Genomic DNA, 17,309 nt, shown 5'->3' on the forward strand with positions numbered 1-17,309 from the left:
CGAACATAATTCCAAAAAAGACCGGAAACGCGAAAAATTCTCGCCTAAAAGCGGCCAACAATCAGTCCGTGGCCGATACTTTTTCCAGAAGATCGGCATAGTGCCGGCGCGCGACATCCGGATGCGAACGCAGCCGGCTTTTCAGCACATTGGTTCCGACGTTGCGGAACAGCGGATTGTCGGGATCGCTGGCCGGACCGCGCGCCTCCGCCGCCAGTTCCTCCGGCAGATCGAGCAGCGGGATCGTCGCGTCGAGCCGGGCGCTGAAGAAGAACGGCACCGAGATCCGCTCGACGCCTGCCGGCGGCGTGACCACGCGGTGGACGGTTGCCCTGAGATAGCCGCTCGAGGCCAGCTCGAGCAGCTCGCCGATATTGACCACCAATGTCTGCGGGATCGGATCGACGTCGACCCAGCTGCCGTCATATTCGACCTGAAGGCCCTTGTTCTCGTCCTGCAGCAGAAGCGTGAGAAAGCCGCCATCCTTGTGCGCGCCGACACCCTGGTCGTCGCCAGTGGCGTCGCGGCCGGGATAGCGCACGATCTTCATGCGATGGTTGGGCTCGCTTCTGTAGATCGGATCGAAGGCGTCCTCCGGCTGGTCGAGCGAGAGCGCAAAGGCCTTGAGCAGCCGGATCGCCACATCGGTCGCCTTGGTCTGCCAGGCGAGCAATGCCGGCTTGAGATCGGGAAGTGCTGCCGGCCACTGGTTCGGGCCTTGCAGCCGCGTCCAGGCCGGCACGCCTGGTCCCTGCGAAATGGTCGCGCGCTCGACACCGATGTCGAGCTGTTCGCGCCAGTCGGCCTTGCCTTTGGTCAATTCGCCGCCGGCGCGCGTATAGCCGCGGAACTGCGGCGACTTCGCCATCTCGATGCCAAGCTTGTCCGCCTCCGGCAACGCGAAGAAGCGCCGCGTGGCACCGAGCACGGCGTCTATCTCCGACTGCGTTATGCCGTGTCCCGTGAGATAGAAGAAGCCGACATCGCGGGCGGCGGTGCGTAGATCGAAAAGAAACGTCCGCAGCTCCGACGCGCCCTGCTCCAGGCGTTCGAGATCAAGCACCGGAATTATTCTGGGCATGGACAGGCTCCTCAAGAGCAATTCCAGGAAAAGTGCGAAACGGTTTGCTGTCCTGAATTGCGTTAAATCAAAGAGATAGAGCGGTTCGCCATTGGTGAAACGCTCTCGGCGAGACTTACGACCCCGCTGCACGATGACATGCGCGTCATTGCGGGTGAAGAAACGCACCGGCCAATCTCATTGCAAACGCAGCAAGCCAGCGCTCAATTCCCGGCTTTTGCGGCAAATTGCGTTCGCTCGCCTCTCGGTTGGAACGTTCTTCATCCGCGACGATCGAGCCGCGCGACCAGCCGATCGCCAATCCACTGGATGCCGCAGACCAGGATGATAAGGACGACGACCACCGCGATCATGACGTTGGTCTCGAAGCGCTGGTAGCCGTAACGGATGGCGAGATCGCCGAGCCCGCCCGCGCCGATGGCGCCGGCCATGGCGGAAGCACCGACCAGCGTCACCAATGTCACCGTGAAGCCGGCGACGATGCCCGGCAGCGCTTCCGGCACCAGCACCTCGCGGATGATCGTCCAGCGATTGCCGCCCATGGCGCGCGCCGCCTCGATCAGGCCGGGATCGACCTCGCGCAGCGAGACTTCGGCGATGCGGGCATAATAGGGTGTCGCCGCGATCGACAACGGCACGATCGCCGCCCAGGTGCCGATCGAAGTGCCGACGATCAACCGCGTCACCGGGATCAGCGCCACCAGAAGGATGATGAAGGGCACCGAGCGGAAGCCGTTGATGAGGGCGGCGAGGATGCGGTTTACCCAGAGGTTTTCGGCGATGCCGCCACGATCGGTGGCGACTAGCGCCAGGCCGAGCGGCAGGCCGAAGATCAGCGAGATCAAACCGGACGCGCCGGTCATCAGCACGGTTTCCCAGATCGAGCGCAACAGAAGTTCAAACAGGACTGGCGACATGGCCAAGCACCTCCACCCGCGCATCGCGGTCTTTCAGGAATGCGATAACCCGCGCCAGATGCACGGCGTCGGCTCCAGGAACGGACAGGAACAGCGTGCCGACAGGCTGGCGCTGCACATGGTCGATGCCGCCATGCACCAGGCGAAACGGGCCAGGCACGGCGGCACTCAGATCGGACAGAAGCGGACCGTGCGCGGCCTGGCCGGCGACGTCGATCCTCAGGATCGTTTCGGCGCCTTCGCCGGCCGCGAGCCGACCGGCGATCTCCGGCGGCAGTTGCGGCCGGATGGCGCCGAGCAGGCTGCGCGTGATCTCCGATTTCGGATTGGCGAAGACCTGCCAGACAGCGCCCTCCTCGACGATGCGGCCAGCATCGATCACCGCGACGCGGTCGGCGATCGAGCGGATCACCTCCATCTCATGCGTGATCAGCAGGATGGTGAGGCCGAGCCTGGCATTGATGTCCTTCAAGAGCGCCAGGATCGAGCGCGTCGTCTCCGGATCGAGCGCCGAGGTCGCCTCGTCGGACAAGAGCAGCGCCGGCCGCGCGGCGAGCGCCCTGGCGATGCCGACGCGTTGCTTCTGCCCGCCTGACAGCGAGAAGGGATAGGCTTTCGCTTTCTCCGACAGGCCGACCAATTGCAGCAGCTCGGCCGCGCGCGCCAGGCGCTCGGCGCGGGGCCGGCCTTCGATCTTGAGCGGCAGCGCGACGTTCTCCTCCACCGTCTTGGCCGACAGAAGGTTGAAGTGCTGGAAGACCATGCCGATGCGGCGACGCAGCGGCTGCAGGTCGCGCTCGCTGAGACGGCTGATCTCGCGGGCCTCGATGAAGACCTCGCCGGAATCCGGCCGCTCCAGGCCGTTCAGGCAGCGGATCAGCGTCGACTTGCCGGCGCCGCTGCGGCCGATGATGCCAAGGATCTCGCCCTTCTGCACGGTGAGCGAAACGCCGTCGAGCGCCGGTGTCGCACCGAAGCGGCGCTTAAGATCGACAAGGCGGACGACGTCTTCCCGGACCACGGGATCGATGCGGATAGGATCGTCCAGTTCAGCTGTCACATGCAGGTTCATATCTTCATCCATTTCGATGGCCCACAAATGCGTCGGCGGCCCGCTCAAAAGCGGACCGCCTGCTCCTGCCAGCCATGCCCCGATCAATAGGCGCTGATCCCGGTGCCCTTGTAGACCTTGTCGAATTCAGCCTTCACCGTCTCGTTCTGGTAAGAGGCGACCAGCGTCTTCACCCAGGCCTCATTTTCGTTGCCGGCCTTGACGGCGATGAAGTTGCGGTAGGGATTGTCGGCCACCGGTTCCTGCGCGATGCGGTTTTCCGGACCGAGGCCGCTCTTCAGCGCCCAGTCGGTGTTGACCACGGCAGCGTCGAGATCCTCGACCGAGCGACCGACGATGCCGGCGTCGAGTTCCTTGATCTCGAGCTTCTTCGGGTTGTCGGCAATGTCGGCCGTCGTCGCCAGGATACCGGTGCCGTCCTTGAGCTTGATCAGGCCTTCATGCTCCAGGACGTGCAGCGCGCGGCCCTCATTGGAGGGGTCGTTCGGCAGGCCGATGACGCCGCCTTCCGGCAGGTCGGCGACCTTGGTGAATTTCTTCGAATAGAGGCCGATCGGCCAGACGCCGGTGTAGCCGACCGGCACGATGTGGTAGCCTTGGGTCTTGATCTGGTTGTCGAGGTAAGGCTTGTGCTGGAAGGCGTTGGCGTCGATCTCGCCGCGCTCCAGCGCCTCATTGGGCTGGGTGTAGTCGTTGAAGACGACGGTCTCGATCGTCAGGCCCTTCTTGGACGCCTCGGCGGTGACGACGCGCCAGACATCCTCGTCCTCGCCGCTGATGATGCCGACCTTGATCGCCTTCTTGTCCTCGGCGAAGGAGGGCGACGGCGCGGTGAGCCCAACAACGGCAAATGTCGTGGCGAGCAGCGCTGCAAGTCCGGCGCGCCTGATGATTGACGTAAGGAGAGAATTTGAAGCGTCGAACATAATGCGTTCCTTGAAATCCTGAAATCATTTCGGCCCGGCGGGATGCGAAGCCTTGATCTCAGGATCGTCAATGCTGCCTCATTAGGCAAAGAAGCGCTTTTCTTCTCAAACGACGCGCAGGAAATATTCTCTCAAAGATTTTACCACTGGGAGCACGCCGACCACTGCCCTGTTACCGGTGCGGCCATCAGAATGTCTCGACCCATGGCCTGAGTTCGACCTCGAAGCTCCAGGCGCTGCGATGCTGGCGATGGATCGCAAGATAGGTCTCGGCGATTGCATCGGGAGACAAATGACTATCCGGCCGATCGGCTGTCCTCGCGGGCGATGCGATCTGGCCGTCGATGATGAAATGCGCGACATGGATGTTCTTTGGCCCGAGTTCGCGCGCCATCGACTGCGCCAGTCCGCGCAGGCCGAATTTCGGCATGGCAAAGCCCGCCGAGCCGGGGAAGCCCTTGATGCTTGCCGAGGCTCCGGTGAACAGGATCGAGCCCGAGCCGCGCGCCAGAAGCCGGCGCGCCGCCTGCTGGCCGACCAGGAAACCGCCATAGGCGCCGACCAGCAGGGATTGCTTGACCGCCTCGGGATCGAGTTCGACGATCGGGCCGCGGGTGCGGCCGCTGGCGTTGAAGACGGCAAGCTCGAGCGGGCCGGCTTTGTCGGCGGCTTCGAACAATCGTTCGACGGAGGTGGCATCCGACACGTCGGTTTCCACCGCCTGCGCGCCGGCTTCCTTGATGAGATCGCCAAGCTTGTCGACATTGCGGGCGGCGAGCACGACACGGTAGCCTTCCTTGTTCAGAAGGCGCGCCAGCGAGCCGCTCAGCCCGGCTCCGGCGCCCGCGATCACTGCGACATTGGCTGCCATGATGTTTGCTCCTTGTGATTTGGTGTCTTCGAGTTCAGCTAACGCGATGGTGGCGCAGACAAGCGCCTTCGGCGGCAAGAGGCAAGGACGTGGTTGCTCGATTTTCGTCCTTTGGCGCAAAAGGCCACCTGCGTGGCTGAGGACTTGCCTGCCGGGCCGATCCGTCCGAAACGTGATCAAGGGCGATTCGAGGAACGATCATGGAACCAATCTGGGCCGTCGGCCTGATGACCGGCACCGTGCTTGACGGCAACATCGACGTGGCGCTGATCAAGACCGACGGCGAGCGCATCGCCGACACCGGCACCTACACTTTGGCCCCCTACCCGCAATCGATCCGCGCGCTCCTAGAAGAGACGCTGCGCCAGGCGCGCGCCTGGAATTTCGACGGACCGGAGCCGGCGATCTTTCGCGAAGCCGAGGAAGCGCTGACGCGCGCCCAGTCGGCGGCGGTCAGGAACCTGGTCGAGAGCCAGGGCATGGGCATGGCCGATATCGGCGTCGTCGGCTTCCACGGCCAGACGGTGCTGCACCGCGCGCCTCAACCGGGAAAGATCGGCAGGACCCGCCAGCTCGGCGACGGCGAATTGATGGCCGCGCTCCTCAACACCAAGGTCGCCTATGATTTCCGCTCGGCCGATGTGGCGGCGGGCGGCCAGGGCGCCCCCTTGGCCGCTGCTTACCACGCGGCGCTGCTCAGGCAAGTCGACGTCAGCGGCGACACCGCCGTGCTTAATCTCGGCGGTGTCGGCAACATCACCTGGTGGGACGGCAAGGACGCAATCGTCGCTTTCGACACCGGGCCGGCCAACGCGCCGGTCAACGATTTCATCAAGGAGCAAGGTCTTGGCGAGATGGACCGCGACGGCAAGCTGGCCGCCGCCGGAAAAGTCGACGAGGCACGGCTCGTGAAGCTGCTGGAACATCCCTACCTGACAAAACCCTATCCGAAGTCGCTCGACCGCTTCGACTTCACCGCTGCGATGGCCGAAGGGCTGAACGTGGAGGATGGCGCGGCGACGCTGACGGCTTTCACCGTGTCGGCCGTCGGCAAGGCTCTCGACCTCTTGCCGCGCCGGCCGAAGCGGCTGGCGGTCAGCGGCGGCGGCCGCCACAACCCGACGATGATGGCAATGCTCGGCCAACGCGCCGGCGTCGAAATCATCCAGGCTGAAGCACTCGGCTGGAAAGGCGACGCGGTGGAGGCGGAATGTTTTGCTTTCCTCGCCGTGCGCGTGCTGCGCGGCCTGCCGATCAGCTTTCCGAGCACCACCGGCGCGCCAGAGCCAATGCGCGGCGGCAAGCTCGCGGGTTAAGGCAGCTTCTTCTGCAGGAAGATGCGGCTGCGGCCGACCGGGAAATCGGGCAGCGATCCGAACGGCCGGTAGCCCTGGCGCTCATAGACCCTGGCGGCGATGGGGTTGAACGTATCGATCCAGGCGCCGTGGCAGCCGCGCGCCAGGGCCTCCCGTTCGGCGGCGTCGAGCATGCCGCCGGCAACGCGCTGGCCGCGCAGCGTCTCGTCGACCCATAGCCACTGCACATAGAGCCAGCCCCAGGCTGTGTAACCGGAAATGCCAGCGACGATCGCACCACCTTCGTCGCGCATGAAGACGGCCAGCAGCTTCCTGCCTGAAGCTCCGGCATCGGCATCATTGAAGGCGATGAGGCTTCCACTCAGGGAAGCGAGATCCTGCGCCAAAGGTTCGGCCGTAACTTCAAGGGTCGTCTTCATCGCGCTCCCGATCCGGCCGATGCTCCGCCAAGGCATAGCGAACGACCCAGGGTGTCGGCAAGCCAGCCATCGCGCCGAAAAAATTCTCGCGGCACGTATCCCGGAGCCCGCCTCGAACGTCCTAGGGGCATCGCCCACGCAGCAGGAGAGTTTGTGGTGAGGAAATTGATCGTCGGAAGCTTCGTTTCGCTCGACGGCGTCATCGAGGCGCCCATGAACTGGGCGTCGCCCTTTTTTGTCGGAGACGCCGTTGAACATTCCTATGAGAAAGCCGGCGAAGCGGAATATTTCCTGCTTGGCCGCGTGACCTACGAGCTGTTCTCCAGTCGGTGGCCGCGGATTGAAGGCAAGTATATGGACCGCATGAACGGCCTGAAGAAGTTGGTCGCGTCGCGGAGCCTAAAAGAGGTCGGCTGGAACGCTTCCCTTATCGAAGGCGATGTTGCGGAGGGTATCGCCGAGATCAAGGCGCAGGGCGGCGGCGACATACTGAAATACGGCATCAGCCAACTCGATCAGACGTTGCTCGCCAACGGGCTTGTCGACGAGTATCAGCTGTCGATCCTGCCGACGCGGGTCGGCTACGGAAAGCGCGCGTTCCAGGATGTCGACCCATCGCTGGTCAGGTTGGAGCTGACGGACACACACCGGTTCGAAAATGGCGTCGTGACGCTGACTTATCGCGTGCTGAAATGACCTTGGCGCAAATCCAGACAGCAAGCACCGGCATGACTGCGCGGCCAAGCCTGCCCGACCGCGAGAATCCGTCGGGTAGCACGTATCCTTTTCTCGCCGGCATACGTCTTGGAGTCAGGCCGGCGACTGCGCCGGTCGGGCAAACGCGGAGAGAGCGGGAATGCTGAAAACCTACGCAGGAAGCTGCCATTGCGGCAAAGTCCGGTTCGAGGCCGATATCGACCTTAGCCAGGGGACCGTCAAATGCAATTGTTCGACATGCACCAAGACGCGCTCCTGGATCGGGCTCGTCGGCCCGCAGCACTATCGGCTCCTGTCCGGAGCCGAAGCGCAAACCGAGTATCAGTGGACTCCGCCGGGCCAGGAGCGGCCCAGCATAGAATATCATTTCTGCTCGACCTGCGGCACGCGGATGCCGGCGCGAGGCGATATTCCGATGCTGGGCGGCGTCGTCATCGCCATTCCGATCGCAGCGCTTGACGGCGTCGATCCGGATGAACTGGCGGCGGCGCCGGTAATGTATGCCGACGGCAGGCACGATCGCTTCGATCGGACTCCCGATGACATCAGGACGATGTAAGATGGTGGCCCTGCAGCGCGCGCATGACGAGGTTCCGGATGGCATGAAGATGCAGCCAACAGTTGAGCCCACCCGGATCTTCGACGTCCGCTATGCCGCGTTCCTGGAAACGGTCGCGGATTTGCGCGGCCGGCTGCACCGCTATTGCGCGCGCATGACGGGCTCGGTGCTCGATGCCGAGGACGTCATGCAGGAAACGCTGTTCGATATCTATCGCAACATCGAGAAGATCGACGATCCGGGCGCACTCCGTCCCTGGCTGTTTCGCACAGCGCACAATCGCTGCATCGATTTCCTGCGCCGTCGGCAGGCGCGCCAGCGCGCCGAAGCCGGTTTCGCGGTCGACGAAATTGTTCTGCCCGTCGAACCGGCTGGTCAGGGCGCCGATCGCGCCATCGAACGCCTGGTGATCCATTTGCCGCCGAAAGAGCGGGCCTGTGTTTTGCTGAAGGACGTCTTCGATCATTCGCTGGAAGAGATTGCCGACCTCGTCGGGTCGACCGTCGGCGGCGTCAAGGCGGCGTTGAGCCGGGGCCGTGCCAAGCTGGCCGCGCTGCCCAGCGAGCCAGTGATCCGCCTGGAGCCTCGGCAGGATCCGCAGCTTTCAAGATTGCTCCAGCGCTATGTCGAGCTGTTCAACCGCCGCGACTGGGACGGCGTGCGGGCATTGACCAGCGAGGACGCGCAATTGCAGGTCTCGGATTGCTTCAAGGGCCCGTTGTCGCAGTCGCCTTATTTCGTCGAATATGAAAACGGCAAAGCGAACTGGACAGTGACGATCGGCGCGGTCGATGACAAGATCGTGCTGCTCGTGCTGCACGAAGGCGAAGACGGCTGGTATCCGGCCTATCCGGTCCGGATCGAGGCCGTCGACGGCAGCATCCAACAGATCAAGGACTATTATGCCTGTCCGTGGCTGCTGAAGGCGGCGCGCACGGTCGCTGTTATGGGCTGACCGGGAGCTCGATCAGCGCGCTGATCGCCAGGCCGCGGCGGTAGCCGCCACCAGCATCAGCACGGCGGCGATCAGTGCGCAATTGGCGAAGCCGAGATTGGTATAGAGCGGCCCGAAACCAGCCGTGCCGACGGTGACGGCGAGATAGGTGACCGCGCTGTTCAGCCCCATGATGGTGCCACGGCGCGATGGGTCGAGCGCGGTAAGCCTCATCACCAGCACGTTCAAGCCGAAATGATTGGCGAGGCCCCAGACGGCGATCGCCGCGATCAGCAGGCCGAAGCCGCCGCTTGCAAGGGCGATCGCGACATAGACGGCGGCGACCAGCAGATAGGCGAAGGGCATGACGCGGCGCGCGCCGAGGCGATCGATGACGCCGTCGAGCAAGGCGGCCGCGCCGAAGCCAAGGCCGTAGGCGACCGCCGCCAGGCCATTGGCGGCGACCGGCTCGCCGAGACCTTCGTGGAGATGGTCGCCGAGATAGCCGTAGACGCCATAGAAGGCGGTCATGAAGGCGCCGCAGGCAATCAAGAGCGGCAGGATGCCCGGCACGGCCAACGCGGCCAGCGGCGACGGCGCCGGGCCGCTTTTGCGTATGTCGGGTAACGAGCTCATCGCAAGGCCAGCGACGGCAGCTGCGGCCAGCAAGGCCACGGCGGCAAAGACGGCGCGCCAATGGATGAGATCGGCGAGCACGGCCGACAGCGAGACGCCGGCCACCATCGACAGCGTCCAGCCGGTGAGCACGACGCCGATGGTGCCGCTCTCGCGTCCAGGCGGCGCGATCGCGGCGGAGCTCGCATAGATCGCCGGCATGGCGACACCAGCCGCGATGCCGGCGACCAGTTGGGCGGCAACCAGAGACACTACCGTCGGCGCAAGTGCACTGGCGACCAATGCCAGCGCCAGCAACAACAAGGCGCCCTGCAGCATGCGCCGGGCACCGATCCTGTCGATGTAGCGGGCAAGAAACAGCGCGCTGGCCGAGGTGCCGAGACCGAAGGCCGCCGCCGCTGTCATCACGGCCGGCACGCTGGTGCCGAAAGACTGCGCCACCGCCGGCGCAATCGGCCCCAGAACCAGGGAATTGGAGCCGATGACGGCGATGCAGCCGGTCAGCAGATAGGCCGCCGCCGGGATTGCCGCGCGCGACGATGCTGTCAGAATTGCTGATTGATCGCTGTTCGACATATGAGCATAATTGCCGAATTAAATTCAGCATCAATGGAGAATTTCCATATGGACGCAGAAACAGATGACATTCAGCGGAACAGGCCATCGACCCGAGACCTCGACGCCATAGACCGAAAAATATTAGGCGTGCTGGTCGAGGACGCGACCATCAGCTACGCTGATCTCGGCGAGCGCGTCGGCCTGTCGCCGCCGGCGGCGCATGAGCGGGTCAAGCGGCTCAAGCGCGGCGGCGCCATCCGCGGCACTTCGGCGATCATCGATCCGCGCGCGGTGAAGAAGCCGCTGCTGGCCTTCGTGCATATCGACACCAGGGGCTGGGGCAAGACGCCGGAGTTGATGGCGGTCTCAAAATATCCGGAAGTCGAGGAGATCCATACGGTCGCCGGCGACACCTGCATGCTGCTCAAGGTGCGCACCGAGGACACGCGGGCGCTCGAAGGCCTGCTGGCGCGGCTCTACGACACGCCGGGCGTCACCTCGACGCGCAGCTATGTGGTGCTGTCGACCTATCTCGAGCGCCCGGTGCAGCCGGAGATCACGGCGGAGTGGCCGGCGCCGAAGCACATGGCAAACCCGATGTACTAGGCCTCACAGTCCCCAGACCACGGCCTGCTCGTGGCGCTTGATCAGGTGCTTCAGGTTTTCGAAGCTCTTGCGGATATGGGCCGAAAACGCTTCGACCGCCGGGGCGCGCAGATCCTCTGTGCGATAGAGCAGGCCAAGCGCGCGTTCGGGATGCGGGATGTTGACCGGCAGCGCGGTGATCGCCTTTTCCGTGCGAAAGGCAAAGACGACGCTGTGCGGCAGGATGGTGAGCGCATCGCTCGCTTTCATGTAATTGACTGCGCTGGTCAGCGAGCCGCCGGCATAGCGGATCTTAATCTCCGTCGCGCCGAGCGACAGCGCCAGGCTGCGCAAATCGGCAAGCAGCGGGCTGCCCGGCGGCGGCGCGATCCAGGGATAGTCGAGCAACTCGGCCGGATTGAGCTTGCGCTTCAAAAGCAGTGGATGCGTGGAGCGGCAAGCGACGACGTTGCGTCCGGGAAGGATTTCCTGGAAGCGCATGCCCGAGCCTTCGTCGAGCATGTCGATCGGGCAGATGGCGAGGTCGATGCGGTCGGCGTTGAGCGCCTCGCGCAGGTCCGGCAGATAGCCGTAGCTCTGGTCGATGCGGACATCAGGCGATCCATTCTGGAACTCCGCGATCATGCCGGAGATCAGCGCGTCCATGAAGAAGGGCGTGCCGCCAACACGGACCACGCCAGTGCGGCCCTGGCGAAAGCGTTCGACCAGTGTCGAGGCCTTGCGCGAGGCCACCAGCATCGCCTGGCCGTGGTCGGCCAGCGCACGCCCGAGCGGCGTCGGCTGCAACGGCCGCCGGCCCTTCGCAAACAGCGGCTCGCCGAGCCGTTTCTCCAGCATGGACAGCGTGCGCGAAACCGCCGGCTGCGTCAGACCGAGCATGGCCGCGCCCTCGGTGACGCCGCCGGCCTGGACTACGGCGGCCAGCTGCACGAGATGACGTTCGTCGATCTTCATAGCAAATTGCTATATTAAGTCGCCGAGAAATCATCAAGCGCTACGTGATGAGCTGCTAGCTTCTTCCCAGGAGGAAGCATGGCAGGCACCTGGTTCAACGAGGCGAGTTCGGCCGAGCTTGTCGTCGAGCGGCTGAAGCGGCGCGCCGACGGAGCGCTGCCGAAATTCCTCGTTTCGCTGGTCGAGCATCTGCATCTTGCGGTGCGCGAAACCCGCCCCACCGCCGAGGACTGGCGGCACGCCATCAAATTTCTCACCGAGGTCGGCCACGCCAGCGACGACAAGCGGCAGGAATGGGTGCTGTTGTCCGATCTGCTCGGCGTCACCGCCTTGATCGAGGAGATTAATTCGCGCCGGCCGAAAGGCGCCACCCCCAACACGGTGCGCGGGCCTTTCTATCGCGCCGATGCGCCGCGCCTGCCGCTTGGCGCCAACATCTCGCTCGACGGCAAGGGTGAGCCGCTGCGGGTCCAAGGCCGCGTCACCGATCTCGACGGCGAGCCGGTCGCTGCTGCCACCATCGAAACCTGGCAGGCCAACGCTCAGGGTTTTTACGAGAACCAGCAGCCCGACCTGCAGCCGGAATTCAACCTGCGCGGCGTGTTCGAGACCGGCAAGGACGGCTCCTTCCACTACCGGACCGTCAGGCCCTGCGGCTACGCTGTGCCGGCCGACGGACCGGTCGGCGAGATGCTCGGCGGCATCGGCTATCCGCTGCGGCGTCCGGCGCATCTGCATTTCATCGTCAAGGCCGACGGGTTCGAGACCATCAGCACGCATGTCTACGATGCCGGCGATCCGCTCGTGGACGAGGACGCGCTGTTCGGCGTCAAGCAAGAACTGCTCGGCGCCTTCCGCAAGCAGGACGCGCACTGGGCGCTCGACTTCGGCTTCGTGATGGTGCGGGCAAGGAAGGAGCGGCGGGCGGCATGAAAGGCTTCACCTACCAGGGCAGCAACGCCCGCATCGTCTTTGGCAATGGCGCGTCGGCGCGTACGGCCGAGCACATCGAAGCTCTCGGCTGTCGCCGCGCGTTCGTCCTTTCGACGCCGCAACAGGCCAAGGATGCCGAGGCGCTGGCCGAACGGCTCCGCACGCTGTGCGTCGGCACGTTTTCCGGGGCCACCATGCACACGCCGGTCGACGTCACCGAGCGCGCCGTCGCCAAAGCCGCCGAACTCAACGCCGATTGCGTGGTGTCGCTCGGCGGCGGCTCGACGACCGGGCTCGGCAAGGCGATCGCCTACCGCACCGACATCGCCCAGATCGTCATCCCGACCACCTATGCCGGATCGGAAGTGACGCCGATCCTCGGACAGACGGAAGGCGGCGCCAAGACCACGTTGCGCAGCCCCAAGGTGTTGCCCGAAGTGGTGATCTACGATCCCGAGCTGACGCTCGGCCTGCCGGTCGGCATGAGCGTGACCAGCGGGCTCAACGCCATCGCCCATGCCGCCGAAGCGCTCTATGCCGAGGACCGCAACCCGATCACGTCGATGATGGCCACTGAGGGCATGCGCGCGCTGAAGGAAGCGCTGCCCGCGATCGTCGCCAGCCCGCGCGATGCCGAGGCACGCTCCAAGGCGCTCTATGGCGCATGGCTTTGCGGCACGGTGCTCGGCCAGGTCGCCATGGCGCTGCATCACAAGATCTGCCACACGCTCGGCGGCAGCTTCGACACGCCGCACGCCGAGACACATGCGGTCATGCTGCCGCACACGATCGGCTTTAACGCCGTCGCCGTGCCTGAGCTTTTGCGGCCGGTGGCCGAGATTTTCGGCGGCTCGCCTGGACAGGCGCTTTACGATTTCGCGAAATCGATCGGCTCACCGCTGGCGCTGAAGGATTTCGGGCTGAAGGAAAGCGACCTCGACCGCGCCGCCGAGATCGCGACGAAAAGCCCCTACCCCAATCCGCGACCGTTCGACCGCGCCGCCATCCGCTCGCTATTGCAGAGCGCATGGCAGGGGGAACGCCCACCGCATTGAGTTCTATCGGGAGGAGAACAAGATGATCACCAGACGTGAATTGCTGAAGACCGCCGCCGCCACCGGATTGCTCGCCGGCACAGGCGGCCTTGCCATGCCGGCGCTCGCCAAGGGAGCCACCGTCAAGCTTGGCTATGTCAGCCCGCAGACCGGACCGCTGGCCGCCTTCGCCGAGGCCGACAAATTCATCATCGATGGTTTCCTGGCGGCGACCAAGGCCGCCGGGCTCGACTACGAGGTCGTCGTCAAGGACAGCCAGTCCAATCCCAACCGTGCCGCCGAAGTCGCCAAGCAGTTGATCGTCGACGACGAGGTCAGCCTGATGCTGGTCGCCTCGACGCCGGAGACCACCAATCCGGTCACCACCACCTGCCAGGCGGAAGAAGTCCCCTGCATCTCCACCGTCGCGCCATGGCAGCCATGGTTCATCGGCCAGCAAGGTAATCCCGCCGACCCCACGTCGTGGAAGCCGTTCAAAAGCGCCTTCCATTTCTTCTGGGGGCTGGAGGATGTTATCGCCGTCTACACCAACATGTGGGCGCAGGTCGAAACCAACAAGAAGGTCGGCGGCCTCTTTCCCAATGACGGCGACGGCAACGCCTGGGGCGACAAGGTCGTCGGCTTCCCGCCGGTGCTCGACAAAGGCGGCTACACGCTCAACGATCCCGGCCGCTACCAGAACCTCACCGACGATTTTTCGGCGCAGATCAATGCGTTCAAATCGGCGGGTTGCGAGATCATCACCGGCGTGATGATCCCGCCCGATTTCACCACTTTCTGGAACCAGGCGCAGCAGCAAGGTTTTAAGCCGAAAGTCGCCTCGATCGGCAAGGCGATCCTGTTTCCGCAAGCGGTCGAGGCGCTCGGCAAGACCGGCAACAATCTGTCGTCGGAAGTCTGGTGGACGCCCAGCCATCCGTTCAAATCGTCGCTGACCGGCGACAGCTCGGCGCAACTGGCGGAAGGTTTCACCAAGGCGACCGGCAGGCCGTGGACGCAGCCGATCGGCTTCGTGCATGCGCTGTTCGAGCTCGCCGCCGATGTCATGAAGCGCGCCGATGCCGGCGACAACGCCGCCGTGATCAACGCGATTGCCGCAACCAAGCTCGACACCATTGTCGGCCCGATCGCCTGGAACGGCGCCAATCTACCGCCCTTCGCCGCCAAGAACGTCGCCAAGACGCCGCTGGTCGGCGGCCAGTGGCGGCTGAAGGACGGCGGCGGCTACGATCTGGTCATCACCGAGAACAAGACGGCGCCGAACATTCCGACCGGCGGCAAGATGGAAGCGATCGCGTGAGAGGGGCGGTTCATACAGCGCCCTTCTCCCCGTTCACGGGGAGAAGATGCCGGCAGGCAGATGAGGGCAGCGCCAGCCCCGCAGAAATCCGCGCCGCCCCTCATCCGGCCCTTCGGGCCACCTTCTCCCCGTGAACGCGGAGAAGGTACCATTGGCCTGCTGACCATGCCCATCCTCGCCCTCGACAACGTCTCGAAAAACTTCGGCGCGCTGACCGTCGCCGACAAGGTCTCGTTCGCGCTCGAAGACGGCGAGGCGCTGGGCATCATCGGGCCGAACGGCGCCGGCAAATCGACGCTGTTCAACCTGATCACCGGCAACATCCGCGTCGATGCCGGCCAGGTGACGTTCGACGGCGCCGACATCACGCGGCAGCCGCCGATGGCGCGCTGCCTGGCCGGCATCGGACGCACCTTCCAGATCCCGCAGCCCTTCGAGAAACTGACGGTGTTCGAGAATTTGCTGGTGGCCGCGACCTTCGGCGCGCGCAAGCGCGAAAGCGACGTGCCGGACGAGTGCGCCGCCATCCTTTCCGAGACCGGGCTGCTCAGCCGCGCCAACCAGCAGGCGGGAAGCCTCAGCCTGTTGCATCGCAAGCGCCTCGAGCTTGCCCGGGCGCTCGCTACCCAGCCCAAGGTGCTGCTGCTCGACGAGATTGCTGGCGGCCTGACGGAAGGCGAATGTCATCAACTCGTCGAGACCATTCAGACGATTCACCGCCGCGGCGCCTCGATCATCTGGATCGAGCATGTGCTGCATGCGCTGAATTCGGTGGTCTCCCGGCTGCTGGTACTCAATTTCGGCAAGGTGATCGGCATCGGCAGGCCGGACCAGATCATGGCCTCGCAAGCGGTGCGCGAAATCTATCTCGGGATCGAGGTCTGATGGCGCTGCTTCAGACAAAGAACCTGACGGCTTTCTACGGCGACTTCCAGGCGCTGTTCGGCGTCGACGTCGCGCTCCATGCCGGCGAGACGGTGGCCATCATCGGCGCCAACGGCGCCGGCAAGTCGACCTTGCTGCGCTCGATCTCCGGCGTGCTCGCCAACGGCGCCGGCCAGGTGCTGTTCGAAGGCCGACCGGTCGGTGCGCTGCCGGCGCCCGAGATCGTCGCGCTCGGCGTCGCCATGGTGCCCGAGGGCCGCAAGCTGTTCCCGTCGCTGCGGTCGAGGAGAACCTCCTGATCGGCAGATATGGCCGCGCGGTTGCCGGCGCATGGTCGCTGGAGACCGTATATGACCTCTTCCCGATCCTGAAGGAACGCCGACACAATCCGGGCACCGCGCTTTCCGGCGGGCAGCAGCAGATGGTGGCGATCGGCCGCGCGCTGATGTCCAATCCGCGCGTGCTTTTGTGCGACGAGATCAGCCTCGGCCTGGCGCCGGTGGTGATCAAGGACATCTACGCCGCCTTTCCAAGGATCCGCGCCGCCGGCGCCTCGATCGTCATCGTCGAGCAGGATATCGGCCAGGCGTTGAAAGTGGCCGATCGCGTCTATTGCATGATGGAGGGGCGCATCACGCTTTCCGGCAAGCCAGGCGAAATCAGCCGCGACGACATCCATGCCGCCTATTTCGGGGCGAGGACGCCATGATCTGGCTCGACACCATCGTCCAGGGCGTGCTGCTCGGCGGCCTCTATGCGCTGTTCGCCGCTGGGCTGGCCCTCGTCTTCGGCATCATGCGGCTGGTCAATCTCGCGCATGGCGACCTGATCGTGCTTGCCGCCTTCCTGATCCTGACGCTGGTGACAGCACTTGGGCTGAACCCGTTGGTCGCGGCGCTGATTGCGATGCCGGTGATGTTCGCGCTCGGCTTTGCGCTGCAATATCTGGTCCTCAACCGCACGCTCGGCCCCGACATCCTGCCGCCCTTGCTCGTCACCTTCGGCCTGTCGATCGTCATCCAGAACGCCCTGCTCGAACGCTTCTCCGCCGACAGCCGCCGTGTCTCGGTCGGCGCGCTGGAGACCGCGTCGCTGCGGTTCGGCCCGATCAATGTCGGCACGATGCCGCTGCTCACCTTCGTGTCGGCGATCGCGGTAATCGTCGGGCTTAACCTGATCTTCTACCGCACCGCGCTCGGCCGCGCCTTTCGCGCCACCTCCGACGACCGCGTCACGGCGGGCCTGATGGGCATCCGCCCCGACCGCATATTCGCCATCGCCACCGGGCTTGCCATGGTGGTGGTGACGATCGCCGCGCTCTATCTCGGCACGCGCGCCAATTTCGATCCTACCATCGGCCCGGCGCGGCTGATCTACGCCTTCGAGGCGGTGATCATCGGCGGGCTCGGCTCGTTCTGGGGAACGCTTGCCGGCGGCATCATCATTGGCGTGGCCCAGACCGCCGGCGCCTCGATCAATCCGGAATGGCAGATCCTGGCCGGGCACATCGCCTTCCTGCTGGTGCTTCTGGCGCGGCCGCGCGGCCTGTTCCCAAGGGCGGTGGACTGAG

Annotated in this window: 18 protein-coding genes and 1 pseudogene; 11 read left to right on the forward strand and 8 right to left on the reverse strand. The window is 64.7% G+C overall.

What is annotated here, in order from left to right:
* Positions 1-61: 61 nt before the first annotated feature.
* The 5 genes from ACVDG8_RS10480 to ACVDG8_RS10500 all read right to left on the reverse strand — a co-directional run bounded on the left by ACVDG8_RS10480 (position 62) and on the right by ACVDG8_RS10500 (position 4,867).
* Entirely contained in the window at positions 62-1,081 is a 1,020-nt protein-coding gene (locus tag ACVDG8_RS10480; protein WP_447254641.1) for an isopenicillin N synthase family dioxygenase, read from the reverse strand.
* 260 nt (positions 1,082-1,341) lie between these two features.
* Entirely contained in the window at positions 1,342-1,998 is a 657-nt protein-coding gene (locus tag ACVDG8_RS10485) for a methionine ABC transporter permease (RefSeq protein ID WP_447254642.1), read from the reverse strand.
* Positions 1,979-3,070 carry a methionine ABC transporter ATP-binding protein gene (locus ACVDG8_RS10490; protein WP_447257298.1) on the reverse strand — a complete coding sequence of 364 codons (1,092 nt, stop codon included), beginning with the start codon at positions 3,068-3,070 and terminating at the stop codon, positions 1,979-1,981. The genes ACVDG8_RS10485 and ACVDG8_RS10490 overlap by 20 nt, the downstream gene beginning before the upstream one ends.
* 83 nt (positions 3,071-3,153) lie before the next feature.
* Complete coding sequence (locus ACVDG8_RS10495; RefSeq protein WP_447254643.1) at positions 3,154-3,996, reverse strand: MetQ/NlpA family lipoprotein; 843 nt, start codon at positions 3,994-3,996, stop codon at positions 3,154-3,156.
* A 187-nt stretch (positions 3,997-4,183) separates the two neighbouring features.
* Entirely contained in the window at positions 4,184-4,867 is a 684-nt protein-coding gene (locus tag ACVDG8_RS10500) for an SDR family NAD(P)-dependent oxidoreductase (protein ID WP_447254644.1), read from the reverse strand.
* A 200-nt stretch (positions 4,868-5,067) separates the two neighbouring features.
* Here ACVDG8_RS10500 and ACVDG8_RS10505 point away from each other — a divergent pair, with 200 nt between their 5' ends.
* On the forward strand, positions 5,068-6,183 hold the full coding sequence (locus ACVDG8_RS10505) for an anhydro-N-acetylmuramic acid kinase (RefSeq protein ID WP_447254645.1): 1,116 nt from the start codon (positions 5,068-5,070) through the stop codon (positions 6,181-6,183).
* Here ACVDG8_RS10505 and ACVDG8_RS10510 read toward each other — a convergent pair.
* Positions 6,180-6,602: a GNAT family N-acetyltransferase gene (locus ACVDG8_RS10510; protein WP_447254646.1), complete on the reverse strand. Its 423-nt coding sequence runs from the start codon at positions 6,600-6,602 to the stop codon at positions 6,180-6,182. The genes ACVDG8_RS10505 and ACVDG8_RS10510 overlap by 4 nt on opposite strands.
* 51 nt (positions 6,603-6,653) lie before the next feature.
* Here ACVDG8_RS10510 and ACVDG8_RS10515 point away from each other — a divergent pair, with 51 nt between their 5' ends.
* The 3 genes from ACVDG8_RS10515 (at position 6,654) to ACVDG8_RS10525 (ending at position 8,833) form a co-directional block, all read left to right on the forward strand.
* Positions 6,654-7,298 carry a dihydrofolate reductase family protein gene (locus ACVDG8_RS10515; protein WP_447254647.1) on the forward strand — a complete coding sequence of 215 codons (645 nt, stop codon included), beginning with the start codon at positions 6,654-6,656 and terminating at the stop codon, positions 7,296-7,298.
* A gap of 160 nt (positions 7,299-7,458) precedes the next feature.
* On the forward strand, positions 7,459-7,878 hold the full coding sequence (locus tag ACVDG8_RS10520; RefSeq protein ID WP_447254648.1) for a GFA family protein: 420 nt from the start codon (positions 7,459-7,461) through the stop codon (positions 7,876-7,878).
* 1 nt (position 7,879) lies between these two features.
* Positions 7,880-8,833, forward strand: a complete 954-nt coding sequence (locus ACVDG8_RS10525; RefSeq protein ID WP_447254649.1) for a sigma-70 family RNA polymerase sigma factor — start codon at positions 7,880-7,882, stop codon at positions 8,831-8,833.
* Between the two features lie 12 nt (positions 8,834-8,845).
* Here ACVDG8_RS10525 and ACVDG8_RS10530 read toward each other — a convergent pair whose 3' ends face one another.
* Positions 8,846-10,024: an MFS transporter gene (locus ACVDG8_RS10530; protein ID WP_447254650.1), complete on the reverse strand. Its 1,179-nt coding sequence runs from the start codon at positions 10,022-10,024 to the stop codon at positions 8,846-8,848.
* A 48-nt stretch (positions 10,025-10,072) separates the two neighbouring features.
* Between ACVDG8_RS10530 and ACVDG8_RS10535 the strand changes: the two genes are divergently transcribed.
* On the forward strand, positions 10,073-10,612 hold the full coding sequence (locus tag ACVDG8_RS10535; protein ID WP_447254651.1) for an Lrp/AsnC family transcriptional regulator: 540 nt from the start codon (positions 10,073-10,075) through the stop codon (positions 10,610-10,612).
* Between the two features lie 3 nt (positions 10,613-10,615).
* Here the strand turns inward: ACVDG8_RS10535 and ACVDG8_RS10540 are convergent, their stop codons facing one another.
* Complete coding sequence (locus tag ACVDG8_RS10540; protein WP_447254652.1) at positions 10,616-11,566, reverse strand: LysR family transcriptional regulator; 951 nt, start codon at positions 11,564-11,566, stop codon at positions 10,616-10,618.
* A 78-nt stretch (positions 11,567-11,644) separates the two neighbouring features.
* Between ACVDG8_RS10540 and ACVDG8_RS10545 the strand changes: the two genes are divergently transcribed.
* From ACVDG8_RS10545 to ACVDG8_RS10570, 6 genes and pseudogenes are all read left to right on the forward strand, one after another.
* Positions 11,645-12,499 (forward strand): dioxygenase family protein, encoded by an 855-nt coding sequence (locus ACVDG8_RS10545; protein WP_447254653.1) that lies wholly within the window; start codon positions 11,645-11,647, stop codon positions 12,497-12,499.
* Positions 12,496-13,554 carry a maleylacetate reductase gene (locus ACVDG8_RS10550; RefSeq protein WP_447254654.1) on the forward strand — a complete coding sequence of 353 codons (1,059 nt, stop codon included), beginning with the start codon at positions 12,496-12,498 and terminating at the stop codon, positions 13,552-13,554. Before ACVDG8_RS10545 ends, ACVDG8_RS10550 begins: the two co-directional genes overlap by 4 nt.
* Positions 13,555-13,576: 22 nt before the next feature.
* Positions 13,577-14,854, forward strand: a complete 1,278-nt coding sequence (locus tag ACVDG8_RS10555) for an ABC transporter substrate-binding protein (RefSeq protein WP_447254655.1) — start codon at positions 13,577-13,579, stop codon at positions 14,852-14,854.
* Between the two features lie 165 nt (positions 14,855-15,019).
* Positions 15,020-15,739: an ABC transporter ATP-binding protein gene (locus ACVDG8_RS10560; protein ID WP_447254656.1), complete on the forward strand. Its 720-nt coding sequence runs from the start codon at positions 15,020-15,022 to the stop codon at positions 15,737-15,739.
* Positions 15,739-16,448: pseudogene (locus ACVDG8_RS10565) on the forward strand (ABC transporter ATP-binding protein). Before ACVDG8_RS10560 ends, ACVDG8_RS10565 begins: the two are co-directional and overlap by 1 nt.
* Positions 16,445-17,308: a branched-chain amino acid ABC transporter permease gene (locus tag ACVDG8_RS10570; RefSeq protein ID WP_447254657.1), complete on the forward strand. Its 864-nt coding sequence runs from the start codon at positions 16,445-16,447 to the stop codon at positions 17,306-17,308. The pseudogene ACVDG8_RS10565 and the gene ACVDG8_RS10570 overlap by 4 nt, the downstream one beginning before the upstream one ends.
* The last annotated feature ends 1 nt before the right edge of the window (position 17,309 follow it).

It is taken from the genome of Mesorhizobium sp. ORM8.1 (genome assembly GCF_053005525.2).

What these genes read in the sequence shown, in the direction of transcription:
- ACVDG8_RS10500 (WP_447254644.1), bottom strand. Translation starts at nt 4,867, where the DNA reads ATGGCAGCCAATGTCGCAGTGATCGCGGGCGCCGGAGCCGGGCTGAGC.
- ACVDG8_RS10560 (WP_447254656.1), top strand. Translation starts at nt 15,020, where the DNA reads ATGCCCATCCTCGCCCTCGACAACGTCTCGAAAAACTTCGGCGCGCTG.
- ACVDG8_RS10485 (WP_447254642.1), bottom strand. Translation starts at nt 1,998, where the DNA reads ATGTCGCCAGTCCTGTTTGAACTTCTGTTGCGCTCGATCTGGGAAACC.
- ACVDG8_RS10490 (WP_447257298.1), bottom strand. Translation starts at nt 3,070, where the DNA reads ATGAACCTGCATGTGACAGCTGAACTGGACGATCCTATCCGCATCGAT.
- ACVDG8_RS10570 (WP_447254657.1), top strand. Translation starts at nt 16,445, where the DNA reads ATGATCTGGCTCGACACCATCGTCCAGGGCGTGCTGCTCGGCGGCCTC.
- ACVDG8_RS10555 (WP_447254655.1), top strand. Translation starts at nt 13,577, where the DNA reads ATGATCACCAGACGTGAATTGCTGAAGACCGCCGCCGCCACCGGATTG.
- ACVDG8_RS10535 (WP_447254651.1), top strand. Translation starts at nt 10,073, where the DNA reads ATGGACGCAGAAACAGATGACATTCAGCGGAACAGGCCATCGACCCGA.
- ACVDG8_RS10510 (WP_447254646.1), bottom strand. Translation starts at nt 6,602, where the DNA reads ATGAAGACGACCCTTGAAGTTACGGCCGAACCTTTGGCGCAGGATCTC.
- ACVDG8_RS10530 (WP_447254650.1), bottom strand. Translation starts at nt 10,024, where the DNA reads ATGTCGAACAGCGATCAATCAGCAATTCTGACAGCATCGTCGCGCGCG.
- ACVDG8_RS10505 (WP_447254645.1), top strand. Translation starts at nt 5,068, where the DNA reads ATGGAACCAATCTGGGCCGTCGGCCTGATGACCGGCACCGTGCTTGAC.
- ACVDG8_RS10545 (WP_447254653.1), top strand. Translation starts at nt 11,645, where the DNA reads ATGGCAGGCACCTGGTTCAACGAGGCGAGTTCGGCCGAGCTTGTCGTC.
- ACVDG8_RS10495 (WP_447254643.1), bottom strand. Translation starts at nt 3,996, where the DNA reads ATGTTCGACGCTTCAAATTCTCTCCTTACGTCAATCATCAGGCGCGCC.
- ACVDG8_RS10550 (WP_447254654.1), top strand. Translation starts at nt 12,496, where the DNA reads ATGAAAGGCTTCACCTACCAGGGCAGCAACGCCCGCATCGTCTTTGGC.
- ACVDG8_RS10480 (WP_447254641.1), bottom strand. Translation starts at nt 1,081, where the DNA reads ATGCCCAGAATAATTCCGGTGCTTGATCTCGAACGCCTGGAGCAGGGC.
- ACVDG8_RS10525 (WP_447254649.1), top strand. Translation starts at nt 7,880, where the DNA reads ATGGTGGCCCTGCAGCGCGCGCATGACGAGGTTCCGGATGGCATGAAG.
- ACVDG8_RS10520 (WP_447254648.1), top strand. Translation starts at nt 7,459, where the DNA reads ATGCTGAAAACCTACGCAGGAAGCTGCCATTGCGGCAAAGTCCGGTTC.
- ACVDG8_RS10540 (WP_447254652.1), bottom strand. Translation starts at nt 11,566, where the DNA reads ATGAAGATCGACGAACGTCATCTCGTGCAGCTGGCCGCCGTAGTCCAG.